Raw genomic sequence first — 13431 nt, forward strand, 5'->3', positions numbered from 1 at the left:
TTGTGGATCGACTGAAACAACCGGCATTTCAGTACATATTCGCATTCAGGGAGGAAATCTAACGATGTTAAGATCTCTGTATTCTGGCGTATCAGGTATGAGAGGATTTCAAACCAAGCTGGACGTCATCGGCAATAACATTGCCAACGTCAATACGGTTGGTTTTAAGGCCGGCCGTGTCATGTTCAAGGATATTCTCAGCCAAACCGTCTCCGGCGTGTCGGCACCTACGGACGAACGTGGCGGCGTCAACGCGAAGCAAATCGGACTTGGTGTTACCGTCGGTGCCATTGACACATTGCACACGCCGGGCAGCGCTATGACGACGAACGTCGTAACGGACCTGAGAATTGACGGTGACGGCTTCTTCATGCTGAGAGCAACGGAAGATCAAGAACAGCCTTTTTTGAGCCGTGCGGGGAATTTCACGCTGGACTCCAACCGCAGGCTGGTCAACGCTGACGGACTCTTCGTGTCGGACAGCGAGGGAGGGATTATCCAGCTTGACGATACGGTGACGGCCTTTTCAATCTCACAGTCGGGCGAGCTTATCACTGTAGGAGAAGATGGAACAGCGACTCCGAGCGGTGTCTTTATTGGCGTCGTAAAGGTAGTTAATCCTTCCGGGCTCGAGAAAATCGGCGGTAACTTGTACCGCGTGACGCCTAACGCGATGCCGCCGGACGCGCAAGAGCTGCCTACCGGGGAAGAGGCTCAGGCGAATAATCCGGTTACCGGTACCGGCGCCATTATCTCCGGACAGCTCGAAATGTCCAATGTCGATTTGACCTCGGAGTTTACCGAGATGATTATTGCCCAGCGCGGATTCCAGTCTAACTCCAGAATTATCACGACTTCGGATGAAGTACTTCAAGAGGTCGTTAATCTGAAACGATAATCAGAGGGATGGGGGAGGATTCCCTCCCCCAATTACTAAGTATACCGGAGGTAGCTGATGATTCGCTTGACTCGGCTTAACGGAAAGCAAATTACGATTAATGCTCTCCTGATCGAAACGATCGAGGAGACACCGGATACAATGATTACTTTAGTAACCGGTAAGAAAATAATGGTGCTGGAAAAAGTGGATGATACAGTTGCCATGGTTCAACGTTTCTTGCAGTCGGTTGGGCTTGTAGGCAGTACGATAAAAAGCCTGGATTCGGAGGGGTCGTAATTGTTTAGGAGTAAAATATTCATCATGGTGGTGGCCGTCCTCATCGCCATTACATTAATTTTGACGGCAGCTTTCATCCTCTGGAATTATATGGATAAAGCTAACGGCACCCTCCGGGATCAGGCGCAGCAATCGGCCAGTGAAGTCAAGTCGGGCAAGAAGCTTACTCCGGATGAGGTGCGGGACAACACCTTCAGCATGAAGGATGTGTTGACCAACCTTTCTGGCGGAAACAACAAGTTCATTAAAGTAAGCTTTGCCTTTGAACTGGAAAATAAGAAGGCGAGGGAGGAGTTTGAAAAGCTGGAAACGCAGATGAAAGCGATCGTGATCCAAACGCTCGCCGATATGACCCCGGATCAAGTGTCGGGAAGCAAAGGCTTTGACAATCTCACTTCAGCCCTTATGAATAAAATGAACCCGCTTCTGCAGCAAGGAAAACTGAATCAAATATTGATTACCGACATTGTTCTCCAATAGCAGAAAGCTTAATAAGGCAAGTAGAGTTACGGCACGAAGGAGGTGACGCTAATGGTAGATGTACTTTCTCAGAATGAGATCGACGCTTTGCTCGCGGCGCTATCATCAGGAGAAATGGATGCGGAAGAGCTTAAAAAAGAAGAGACGCAGAAAAAAGTCAGAGCCTATGATTTTAAGAGAGCGGTTCGTTTCTCCAAAGATCATATCCGAAGTCTTACTCGGATCCATGAGAACTTCGCGCGATATCTGACTACCTATTTTTCCGCCCAGCTCCGTACCTTTGTGCAAATCAATGTCGTACAGGTCGAGCAGCTGCCCTATGACGAATTTATTCGGTCCATACCCAAGATGACGATTCTTAACATCTTTGAAGCCGAACCTTTGGAAGGACGAATGGTGCTGGAAGTACATCCGAACGTAGCGTTTGCGATGCTGGACAGGCTGCTGGGAGGTGTGGGTACGTCCCCAACCAAAATTAATGCACTGACGGAAATCGAAACGATCGTGATGGAACGCATCTTCAGCCGGGCGTTTGAAAGTCTGCAGGAAGCATGGAAAACGGTTGTGGATTTGTCACCGAGGCTGGAAGCCTTGGAAACCAACCCGCAATTTATGCAGATTGTTTCACCTAACGAAACCATTGCACTCATTTCATTGAGTACTAAAATCGGAGATACAACCGGGATGATCAACTTGTGCATACCTCATGTCGTTATTGAGCCGATTATGCCGAGATTGTCAGTTCATCATTGGTTTGTATCCCAGAAAAAGACCAGCGCGCCGGAAGAAATGACAGCCCTTCAATCGAGGCTTCATAAAGCAAAATTGCCAGTGATTGCAGAGCTTGGCACATCCCAAATATCGGTCAGGGAATTTTTGAGTCTGAACGTCGGCGATGTGATTACATTGAACCGGTCCGTCGAGGAGCCACTGCATATTCGGATCGGGGATAAGCTGAAATTTTTCGGAAGTCCGGGAACGACCCGAGGCAAGCTGGCTGTGCAAATCAATGAGATTGTCCAAGAAGGAGTAGAAGAGTATGACGAATAATAAGGATTATTTGTCTCAAGAAGAAATCGATGCCTTGTTGAGACAATCGGCTGAAGTCGATTCAGTCGGCGGTTCCGGTTTTGCTCCAAAAGTGGAAGATTATTTGTCCTCGTTGGAACAAGACGCATTAGGCGAAATCGGCAATATTACCTTTGGCAGTGCCGCTACCGCATTATCCACGCTGCTTGGAAAGAAGGTAGATATTACCACGCCTAAAGTGTCCGTCATTGCGCGAGAGGAATTGATCGAGGAATTTCCAAAGCCTCATGTCGCAGTTCATGTCAATTATGTCGATGGGTTTCACGGCATCAATCTTCTTGTCATTAAAACGCGGGATGCTCAAGTCATCGCCGATTTGATGATGGGCGGTGATGGAACAGGGCAAACCGACGAATTGAGCGAGATCCATATTAGTGCGGTCCAGGAAGCGATGAATCAAATGATGGGTTCCTCGGCTACATCCATGTCGACCATCTTTAACCGGTTTGTCAATATTTCACCGCCTGGGATTGATATTCTGAACTTGTCGGAAGGAGAAGGAACGGCTGCGCTGCCTCCGGAAGAAGTGTTCATCAAAGTTTCTTTCCGGTTAACGATTGGAGATCTGATCGATTCGACCATTATGCAGCTGCTTCCGGTCCCCTTCGCCAAAGATATGGTATCCATTCTTATGGGAGGGGGGGAATTTCAGGAAGAGACGGTTGCCGAACCGCCTGCTCCATCGGCGCCGCCCGCACCAGCTGCACCAGCGCCAGAACCGTATGCACAGCATGCAGATCATAAGCCGGTGAACGATTATTATTCAGCGCCGCCTGCACAGCAGCCGCCGCCTTACGGCCAACCGTCCCAACAGCCGATGTACGGTCAACCGCCGCAGCAGCCGCCGGTATATCAACAACCGATGTATGGCCAACCGCCGATGCCGCCAAATCCACAGGCTTATCCGTCGCAGCCTGCCGCTTACGGCATGCCGGATTCACGGAATGTCAATGTACAGCCGGCTCAGTTTACCAACTTTACACCGACGAATCTGACTCCTGCGGAAGATACGAATTTGAACCTGCTGCTCGACATTCCTCTGAAGGTTACTGTTGAGCTGGGGAGAACACACAAAGTCATAAAAGACATATTGGAGTTGTCTCAGGGTTCTATTATCGAATTGGACAAGCTGGCAGGGGAACCGGTCGATATTCTGGTGAACAACAAGCTGATCGCTAAAGGCGAAGTGGTCGTTATTGATGAAAACTTTGGTGTTCGTGTTACGGATATCGTAAATCAATGGGACAGAATTCAAAAATTACAATATTAGATTAAGCAACCTTGGGAGGACTGTGTAATTATGGCAAACCGAATTTTAATTGTAGACGATGCAGCATTTATGAGAATGATGATCCGCGACATCTTGACTAAAAATGGATATGAGGTTGTCGGTGAAGCCAATGATGGAGCTCAAGCGATAGAGAAATTTAAAGAGCTTTCCCCGGATTTGATTACAATGGACATAACCATGCCGGAAATGGACGGGATTCAAGCGTTGAAGGAGATTAAGAAGATTGATGCTAATGCAAAAGTGATTATGTGTTCTGCAATGGGGCAGCAAGCAATGGTTATTGACGCCATTCAGGCAGGGGCAAAAGATTTTATCGTAAAACCGTTCCAGGCTGACCGTGTTATTGAGGCTATTAAGAAAACCTTAGGGTAGATGAAACCGAAGCGTTGGGGAGAGTCTACGAAGACGGAAGGGAATGTAGAGCGTTGACCAGACTCACAACCAAATGGTTGTTTTTCGCTGCAGTATTTTGGATACAAACAGCAGCGGCTGCTGCTGTTTGTTACGGCGAAACGGGCACGTCCCCCCATGAGCCGGGGCTGCTTGATTCATCGGAGCCGATACCTGGTGTTTCACCAGGGGACACGCTTTGGATGATTGTCAAAGTCATATTGTTTCTTGTTCTTATTATCGGCATTTTCTTCATCATAATGAAGGTCATCTCGCAACAAAAAAACAAATTTTTATCGGGCCGTACGCTTCGCTCGCTTGGCGGACTGCCGCTCGGTCCGAATAAATCCATTCAAATCGTAGAAATCGGGAATGCCTTATATGTTGTAGGCATCGGTGAAAACATACAGCTGCTTGACAAAATTACCGATGAGGCCGAGGTTGCCCATATCGCGGAGATGATGGCCAGCGGGACGGCTTTTACGGGTCCTTCCTTTGCATCGTTAGGGGAATTCATGAAAAAGCTGCGTCACAGACCGCAGGTAGACGAAGAGATGGAAGTGACCGCATCGTTTCAGCAGGTGTTTCAAACCAAAATGCAGCAGATGACAGACCGAAAGAAAATGATGGAAGAGATGCTGAAGCAAGAGAATAATTCAGATCGGTTGAATGATAAATCATGAATCACAGACGCAGGCTTTACCTGGTTCTCTTACTTTTAAGCTTGTCGGGAATGTTATCCGGCCAAGCGTATGCAGCAGATCCGATTCCGGGAATCAATATCGATATCGGGACTTCCGGCGATCCGCAAGGAGCCTCGAACACGGTTACGATTTTGCTGATGATCACGATCTTAAGTATAGCCCCGGCTATACTGGTTCTCATGACCAGCTTCACCCGCATCATCATCGTACTCGGCTTTGTTCGTACTTCATTGGGTACGATGTCGATGCCGCCGAATCAGGTGCTCATCGGGTTAGCGCTGTTTCTTACCTTTTTCATCATGGCTCCGACATTGGGAGAGATCAATCAAACCGCGCTGCAGCCCTACATGAGAGGAGAGCTTACACAGACAGCGGCTTTGGATAATGCATCTGTTTCTATGAAAAAGTTTATGTTCCAGCATACGAGGCAGAAGGACCTGAAGCTGTTTCTGGATTATTCCAAAGCGGCTCCGCCGACCGGCGTAGAAGATACGCCTTTGACGGCCCTCGTTCCGGCTTATGCGATCAGCGAGTTAAAGACCGCCTTTCAGATGGGCTTTATGATTTTTATTCCGTTTCTTGTCATTGATATGGTAGTAGCAAGCACATTGATGGCGATGGGGATGATGATGCTTCCGCCGGTGATGATTTCACTTCCTTTTAAAATCTTGTTGTTCATCCTGGTGGATGGCTGGTATCTGGTCGTAAGGTCGTTGCTGCTTAGCTACAACACATAGAAGGCCATCAGGAGGAGAACGATTTGAGCTCGGAATTCGTAATCAGAATAGCAGGAGAGGCTGTCTTTACGACTCTAAAGGCCAGTGCGCCGATGATGGTGCTGGCGCTGGTGGTCGGACTTGTCATCAGCATATTTCAGGCGACAACGCAAATTCAAGAGCAGACGCTGGCATTCGTGCCCAAAATTGTCGTCGTTTTGCTTGCTTTGCTCATATTCGGACCTTGGATTCTTAATACGCTGGTTGATTTTACTTATCAATTGCTGAACAACTTGTATAAATACGTGGGTTAGGTTGTGGATTATGGAATGGTTTCTCACGTATTTTCCGGGATTTCTGCTGATTCTTTGTCGGGTTACTTCATTTTTCGTTGTATCTCCCGTGTTTTCAGCGCAGCATGTACCGGCACAGTTCAAGATCGGCCTTGCGTTTTTTACAGCCTTTATCGCATATTTCGGTGTGGGAACGGCTGCGCCGGTGGCGATGGATTCGCTATATGTTTTGACCGTCATACGTGAAGTGCTTGTAGGCTTGTGTTTGGGTTTCATCGCGTACATGTTTTTTACGATTGTACAAATTGCGGGCTCGTTCATTGACCTTCAGATGGGGTTCGGTATTGCGAACGTCATCGACCCGATGACGGGAGCCCAAAGTCCGATTCTCGGCAATTTAAAATATATTATCGCTTTGTTGCTGTTTCTGTCTTTTAACGGCCACCATTATTTGCTTGAAGGGATCATGAGGAGCTACGAATGGATTCCGCTCGATAACAACTTGTTCTATTTGAATAATAATGGGCAGCTGTCCGATTTTATGATACGTACGTTTTCCAGCGTGTTCTCGATAAGCTTTCAAATCGCTGCTCCTTTGGTGGTCGCCTTGTTTCTGGCTGACGTAGGGCTTGGCCTCCTGGCAAGGGTATCGCCGCAGTTCAATATTTTTGTTATCGGCCTGCCGCTCAAAATTTTGCTCGGATTCGTCATGCTGCTCTTGTTATTTCCCGGCTATGAAACAGTCTACAAAGACATGTTTGCTTCGATGCTGGATGCGATCAGGGATTTCTTCGGATTATTCAACGAATAGGAAAGAACGGAGGCAAGGACGTGGCGCAGTTTCGTTTAAAACTCAATTTGCAGCTGTTCTCTCAAGAAAAAACGGAAGAAGCTACGCCCAAGAAAAAACAAGAATCCAGACAAAAAGGCCAGGTCGCCAAAAGTATGGATTTGCCGGCTGCCTTTATCCTGTTTTTTTCCTTCCTGTCGTTTTCCTTGTTCGGAGCCTTTATGAAGGATCGGTTGTTCGGATTGTTCCAGTCGACGCTTCATGACTTTCTCCTTCTCAATCTTACCGCAGATAACGTTATCGTGTTGTTTGAGAAGATGGCATTACAGCTTCTTCTGATCGTCGGGCCGATTTTCCTGATTGCCGTTGCGGTTGCCGTACTAGGTAATTATTTGCAAATCGGGTTTCTGCTCACCGGAGAACCGCTCATGATGAAATTTAATAAAATCAATCCGATCCAAGGTGCTAAACAGTTGTTCTCCATGAGGGCGTTAGTCGACTTCTTGAAATCGGTGCTGAAGATGTCGATTATCGGGATTGTCGTTTATACGACGCTGGTGGCGCAGAAGGATTATATCTTGAGGCTCGCGCAGATGCCGCTTGAAGAAATTGCTCTGTTTACATGGTCGCTCACCCTATCGCTAGGCCTTAAGATTGGCCTGATCTTAATCATTCTGGCGATCTTCGATTATATGTATCAGCGTTACGAGCATGGCAAGAGTATCCGGATGTCCAAGCAGGACATTAAGGACGAGTACAAAAAGACGGAAGGCGATCCGCTCATTAAAGGTAAAATTCGTGAAAAGCAGCGGAGGATGGCGCTGCAGCGAATGATGCAGGAGATTCCAAAAGCGGACGTCGTAATCACCAACCCGACTCACTTTGCGGTAGCCATTAAGTATGATGCAGGCCAAATGCAAGCGCCGACCGTCATTGCCAAGGGTACCGATTATATTGCTCTTAAGATTAGGCAGGTCGCCAAGGATAACGGAATCATTACGATGGAAAATAAGCCTCTGGCCCGGGCGCTGTATGCTCAAGTGGAAATCGGCGAATCGATACCCGCCGATATGTTCCAGGCCGTAGCTGAAGTGCTTGCCTATGTATACAAATTAAAAGGGAAAGCGAACTAAAAGTAAGGAAAGGAGGGTAATGGAGTGAAAGCCAGAGATTTAGTCGTTCTCGTAGGCATCATCGGAATCGTTCTAATGATGGTCATTCCGCTGCCATTATGGCTGCTGGATTTTCTGCTCATTATGAATATTGCTGCAGCACTGCTGATTATTTTGATTGGCATGAATACGCAGGACGCGCTTCAATTCTCGATTTTTCCGTCTCTGCTGCTGATCACGACGTTGTTTCGCTTGGCCCTCAGCGTATCCACCACGAGAAACATTCTGGCAAACGCGGATGCCGGTAGTGTGGTCAGAACCTTTGGTGAGTTCGTAGCAGGGGGCAACATCGTCGTCGGCTTTGTTGTCTTCCTTATCTTGGTCGTCGTTCAATTTATCGTCATTACCAAAGGTTCTGAGCGCGTTGCCGAGGTTTCTGCACGCTTTACGCTCGATGCGATGCCCGGAAAGCAGATGAGCATCGACGCGGATTTGAATGCGGGGATGATCAATGAGCAGCAAGCCAAGGAAAGACGGGAGAAGATAGCCCGGGAGGCTGATTTCTACGGCGCGATGGACGGAGCCAGCAAATTCGTTAAGGGAGATGCCATTGCCAGCATCATCATGTTGGTTATCAATATCATCGGGGGTTTGATCATCGGGGTGGCTATGCATGATATGTCAATCGCGGAAGCAGGCTCTCTGTATTCCATCCTGACGATCGGAGACGGTCTGGTAAGCCAAATCCCGGCACTGCTCATCTCTACAGCAGCGGGTATTGTCGTCACGCGAGCATCTTCCGAAGGCAATTTGGCCCAGGATCTTACGGCGCAGATGTTTTCTTATCCGAAGCTGCTGTATATCGTAGCCGGAACGATTGCTGCACTCGGTATTTTTACTCCGATCCATGTCATGACCACCTTTCCTATTGCCATATTGCTCGCCTTTGCGGCCTATCGCATGCAGCAGAATTTCACCCGCAAGCAAGCGGAAGAGGTTCAGCTTGAAGAGGAGCAGCAGATCGAGGAGGTCCGCAGTCCTGAAAGTGTCATCGGTTTGCTGCAGGTTGATCCGATTGAATTCGAATTCGGCTACGGTTTGATCCCTCTGGCGGATGCCCAGCAAGGGGGAGATTTATTGGATCGGATTATTCTCATCCGCAGACAGTGCGCGCTGGAGCTTGGCGTTGTCGTTCCCGTCATTCGGATCCGCGACAATATTCAGCTTAGACCTAATGAATATGTGATCAAGATTAAAGGGAATACCGTCGCTCGCGGCGATCTTCTGCTGAACCATTATTTGGCGATGAGCCCGGGCATTGAGGATGATTCCATTACAGGAATTGATACGCTGGAGCCCGCGTTCGGACTTCCGGCGCTCTGGATTGACGAGAGCACCAAAGAACGCGCGGAGCTGTCCGGTTATACCGTGGTAGATCCTCCTTCCGTTGTAGCTACTCATTTGACCGAGGTCATCAAAAAGCACGCTCACGAGCTTTTGGGCCGGCAAGAAACGAAGGCTCTTATCGAGAATGTCAAGGAGAATTATCCCGCCCTTGTGGACGACCTTATTCCCAACGTCTTATCTTTAGGCGACGTGCAAAAGGTGCTGGTCAAACTTCTTCGGGAGAAAATTTCGATTCGCGATCTGGTCACGATCCTCGAGACGTTGGCGGATTACGGCACTTATACCAAAGATACGGAAATCCTTACGGAATATGTAAGACAAGCGCTGTCCAGACAAATTACTCAGCAGTATACGACAAGCGGCGAATCTCTAAAGGTGATTACCGTGGGACCGACCCTGGAGAAGAAAATTGCGGAATCGGTCCAGCAGTCGGATCAAGGAAGCTATCTGGCGCTTGACCCTACGTCCACTCAAGTGATTTATCAGCGCATTAACGATCAGGTCACCAAGCTGATTCAAGCGGGTCAGCAGCCTGTGGTTTTGACATCGCCGACCATCCGGATGTATCTCCGTCAACTGCTGGAGCGCACCATGCAGGATATTCCGGTCCTGTCTTACAGCGAGCTCGAGCCGAACGTTGAAATTCAAAGTATGGGGGTTGTGAATCTATGAGAGTAAAGCGGTACGTCGTTGATTCCATGCCGGATGCCCTCCAAAAAATTCGGACTGATCTGGGGAATGACGCGGTCATTATTAATACGAAAGAAATTCGTTCCGGCGGTTTTCTTGGGATGTTCTCCAAAAAGAAAATCGAGGTCATTGCAGCGACGGATACCGCCATTCCCGCCGGCGGAGCGATGACTTCCAATGCAGCAACGACTGGGGCAATTCCGAAACCGGAGCTTAACGTCGTCCCCGCTGCTCCGATGAGGTTCGGCACCGCGGCTTACGGAGCTCAACGGGAGCGACGGGAACAACCGCCGCTTTCCTTTCCCGAAGTGCCGGATGTGCTGCCGGTGACGGGACAGGCGGCTGCAGCGGCCGCCCAGCCTGCGGGGGCCACAATGGTCAAACCCAGAGAAGAGCTTTTGATGGATGAAATCAGGCAAATGAAAGAAATGATGCTGAAGCTTACCCGGCAGGGCACAGTTCAGGAGGCTGTGAATCCGGTGCTGAAGGAGCTTGAAGCGCGCCTTCTCCGCCAGGAGCTGGATCCTCTTCTCGTGGAAGAACTTTTAATGAACGTATCCAAAGAGGCGGAAGCGGAAGGGGCGGAGCTTACCGAGGAGTGGGCATCTTCCTCATTGAAGAGGCAGTTGGAGGCCATGCTGTGCTCTTCCAAGAACAAATCGATCGCCGCAGATACCCGGATCGCCCACTTCGTCGGACCGACGGGTGTCGGCAAGACGACGACGATCGCCAAACTGGCTGCAGAGCAGGTGCTTAAGCATCACCGCAAGGTCGGATTTATTACTTCCGACACGTACCGAATAGCCGCCGTTGAACAGTTAAAAACATACGCAACCATTTTGAACGTGCCGCTTGAAGTTGTTTTCTCGCCGTTGGATTTGAATAGAGCCTTTGAGCAGCTGCGGGATTGCGATTTGATTTTTATGGATACGGCGGGAAGAAATTTTCGCAACGAGATGTATGTCTCGGAGCTGAATGCGCTGCTGAAATCTAACGGGAAGAGCGAGACGTATCTGGTCCTCAGCATGACGACCAAGTACAAAGATATGCAGGCTATTACAAACAATTTCTGCAAATTCAAACTGGATAAGGTGCTGTTCACCAAAATGGACGAGACCGACTCTTACGGCTCGGTTGTGAACCTTATTCGCGAATTCGGACTTCAAACGTCTTATATCGCTAACGGACAGAGCGTGCCGGACGATATCCAAGAGCTGAATGAACATCAATTGATTGATTTGATTCTGGAGGCGGGCAAGTCATGAGCGATCAGGCGCAGGGGTTGCGCAATCTGATACGGAATCAAAGCGAGCCGAAAGACAAAGCGACACGCATTCTTACGGTGACAAGCGGGAAAGGTGGAGTCGGCAAATCGAACTTTACGCTTAATTTCGCATTATCCCTGCAAAAAAAAGGATTCAAGGTACTGGTATTCGACGCGGACATCGGTCTTGCCAATATCGATGTGCTGATGGGGATATCATCCAAATTCAACTTATATCACTTATTGAAAAAAGAAAAAACCATCTGGGAAATTATTCAAACCGGGCACGATGATTTGCAGTTTATTGCAGGAGGATCAGGATTTAACGATTTGATTCGCTTATCCGATGAACAGCTCGATTATTTTGCGGATCAGGTCAACCAATTAACCGGTCATGTCGATTTCATCATATTCGATACGGGAGCCGGCTTGTCCAAGGAGACGATCAAATTCATCGTGGCCGCGGAGGAGACCATCGTCGTCACCACACCGGAGCCTACATCGATCACCGATGCTTATGCCATCATCAAGATGGTTCATTCGATGAACGACCAGGTAGCGTTCCGTTTGGTGGTAAACCGGGCGACGGATTGGAAGGAGGGTCGGCAGACAGCAGACAAAATCAGCATGGTAGCCAAACAATTTCTGAATTTGGACATACCTGCGCTGGGATTTGTATTGGACGACAGCAACGTCTCCAAAGCGGTGAAGAAACAAGTTCCGTTTACCGTTGCTTTTCCGTTTAGTGCCGCTTCCAAATCAATTAGTGAATTGACAGACAATTTTATCGCCAAACAATCTCCGGCGGAGATGCAAACAGGAGCGGTCAAAGGCTTCTTAACCAAAATGATCAGGCTGTTGAAGCAAGGTTAAGGGAAGGGCTTAAAAGTCCTCTGACCGAGACAACGAAGAGGAGTGGAATGATGCCGCCGTATGATGTATTGGTAGTGGACGATTCGGTTTTTATGAGGAAAATTATTTCGGATTTTATCGGTGAGGATCCGGAGCTTCGTGTAGTGGGAACCGCCAGAAATGGGCGGGAGGCGATAGAAATGGTCAAAAAGCTGAATCCGAATGCTGTGACCATGGATATTGAAATGCCGGAAATGAACGGCCTTGATGCACTCCGGACGATCATGAGAGAGCATCCTGTGCCGGTGATCATGCTCAGCAGCTTGACTCAGGCCGGCGCAATGGAGACGATTCGTGCGCTGGATCTCGGGGCATTCGATTTCGTCGGCAAGCCTTCCGGCTCTATCTCGCTTGACTTATATAAGGTGAAGCAAAATTTGTTGGAGAAACTGCGTGTTGCCGTTAGAACGAAGGTGAAGGGCGTTCACGCTCCGATCCGCCCCGTATCGTCACAGACAGTTAAACCGGCTGTAAAGACGGAGAAAAGATCCGTGGCGCAGCCGGCTCCGCTTGAGCATCTTGTGGCGATCGGCACCTCTACGGGCGGTCCCAGGGCACTGCATCAAGTGCTGTCGCAAATACCGGACGGCTTTCGTGCTCCGGTTTTGATTGTGCAGCATATGCCGCCCAATTTCACCAAATCGCTTGCGCAGAGGCTTGATTCCGATTCCTATTTGCGGGTCGTTGAGGCGGAGCCCGGGATGGTGCTGGAGAGCGCAACAGCTTATGTGGCGCCGGGAGGTTATCATATGACGGTAGCGAGGAACGGGGCGAATTCCTACAAAATTCATTTGTCCAAAGAGGACCCGCGCAACGGTCATCGTCCTTCTGTGGATGTATTGTTCGAATCGCTGCTACCGCTTAAGGAATTGAAGCGCCATATTGTGATCATGACGGGGATGGGCTCTGACGGTGCAAAGGGGATGTTGGCGCTCAAGCAATCAGGGGCCATAACCACCATTGCCGAAGCGGAACAAACTTGCGTCGTTTACGGTATGCCTCGTGCCGCGGTTGAATTGGGATGCGTAACCGATGTATTGCCGCTTCAGCAAATTGCCGCCAGATTGATGCAAGCCGTCGGCGGGCAGTCTTGACTGCCTGGAAGTATACATAACA

Annotated in this window: 15 protein-coding genes; all 15 read left to right on the top strand. The window is 49.0% G+C overall.

What is annotated here, in order from left to right; all coding sequences use genetic code 11:
* Positions 1-64: 64 nt before the first annotated feature.
* Genes flgG through BLT35_RS13600 form a run of 15 tightly spaced genes read left to right on the top strand, consistent with a single transcriptional unit; the run spans position 65 to position 13409 of the window.
* A complete protein-coding gene (gene flgG / locus BLT35_RS13530; RefSeq protein ID WP_062407966.1) occupies positions 65-898 on the top strand; it encodes a flagellar basal body rod protein FlgG in 834 nt (277 codons plus the stop codon).
* A gap of 57 nt (positions 899-955) precedes the next feature.
* Positions 956-1177 carry a flagellar FlbD family protein gene (locus BLT35_RS13535; RefSeq protein ID WP_074728437.1) on the top strand — a complete coding sequence of 74 codons (222 nt, stop codon included), beginning with the start codon at positions 956-958 and terminating at the stop codon, positions 1175-1177.
* On the top strand, positions 1178-1657 hold the full coding sequence (locus BLT35_RS13540; RefSeq protein WP_054818886.1) for a flagellar basal body-associated FliL family protein: 480 nt from the start codon (positions 1178-1180) through the stop codon (positions 1655-1657). It begins immediately after the preceding gene.
* A gap of 51 nt (positions 1658-1708) precedes the next feature.
* Entirely contained in the window at positions 1709-2707 is a 999-nt protein-coding gene (fliM, locus tag BLT35_RS13545; RefSeq protein WP_074728439.1) for a flagellar motor switch protein FliM, read from the top strand.
* Positions 2697-4016, top strand: a complete 1320-nt coding sequence (gene fliY, locus BLT35_RS13550) for a flagellar motor switch phosphatase FliY (protein ID WP_062407970.1) — start codon at positions 2697-2699, stop codon at positions 4014-4016. Before fliM ends, fliY begins: the two co-directional genes overlap by 11 nt.
* Positions 4017-4046: 30 nt before the next feature.
* Positions 4047-4409, top strand: coding sequence for a response regulator (locus BLT35_RS13555; protein WP_054818888.1), 363 nt, complete (start codon positions 4047-4049; stop codon positions 4407-4409).
* A 53-nt stretch (positions 4410-4462) separates the two neighbouring features.
* A complete protein-coding gene (locus tag BLT35_RS13560; RefSeq protein ID WP_254777563.1) occupies positions 4463-5110 on the top strand; it encodes a FliO/MopB family protein in 648 nt (215 codons plus the stop codon).
* Between the two features lie 50 nt (positions 5111-5160).
* Positions 5161-5868, top strand: a complete 708-nt coding sequence (fliP, locus tag BLT35_RS13565; protein ID WP_256846769.1) for a flagellar type III secretion system pore protein FliP — start codon at positions 5161-5163, stop codon at positions 5866-5868.
* Between the two features lie 23 nt (positions 5869-5891).
* Positions 5892-6161: a flagellar biosynthesis protein FliQ gene (gene fliQ, locus BLT35_RS13570; RefSeq protein ID WP_054818890.1), complete on the top strand. Its 270-nt coding sequence runs from the start codon at positions 5892-5894 to the stop codon at positions 6159-6161.
* A 10-nt stretch (positions 6162-6171) separates the two neighbouring features.
* On the top strand, positions 6172-6951 hold the full coding sequence (fliR, locus tag BLT35_RS13575) for a flagellar biosynthetic protein FliR (RefSeq protein ID WP_062407974.1): 780 nt from the start codon (positions 6172-6174) through the stop codon (positions 6949-6951).
* Positions 6952-6971: 20 nt separating this feature from the next.
* On the top strand, positions 6972-8063 hold the full coding sequence (flhB, locus tag BLT35_RS13580; RefSeq protein ID WP_062407976.1) for a flagellar biosynthesis protein FlhB: 1092 nt from the start codon (positions 6972-6974) through the stop codon (positions 8061-8063).
* Positions 8064-8087: 24 nt separating this feature from the next.
* Entirely contained in the window at positions 8088-10121 is a 2034-nt protein-coding gene (gene flhA / locus BLT35_RS13585; RefSeq protein WP_062407978.1) for a flagellar biosynthesis protein FlhA, read from the top strand.
* Positions 10118-11404 carry a flagellar biosynthesis GTPase FlhF gene (gene flhF, locus BLT35_RS13590; protein WP_074728445.1) on the top strand — a complete coding sequence of 429 codons (1287 nt, stop codon included), beginning with the start codon at positions 10118-10120 and terminating at the stop codon, positions 11402-11404. Before flhA ends, flhF begins: the two co-directional genes overlap by 4 nt.
* On the top strand, positions 11401-12276 hold the full coding sequence (locus BLT35_RS13595; RefSeq protein ID WP_054818892.1) for a MinD/ParA family protein: 876 nt from the start codon (positions 11401-11403) through the stop codon (positions 12274-12276). The genes flhF and BLT35_RS13595 overlap by 4 nt, the downstream gene beginning before the upstream one ends.
* Before the next feature lie 50 nt (positions 12277-12326).
* Positions 12327-13409, top strand: coding sequence for a protein-glutamate methylesterase/protein-glutamine glutaminase (locus BLT35_RS13600; protein WP_074728447.1), 1083 nt, complete (start codon positions 12327-12329; stop codon positions 13407-13409).
* Positions 13410-13431 lie beyond the last annotated feature (22 nt).

It is taken from the genome of Paenibacillus naphthalenovorans, from assembly GCF_900099895.1.
GTDB classification, from domain to species: Bacteria; Bacillota; Bacilli; order Paenibacillales; family NBRC-103111; genus Paenibacillus_G; species Paenibacillus_G naphthalenovorans.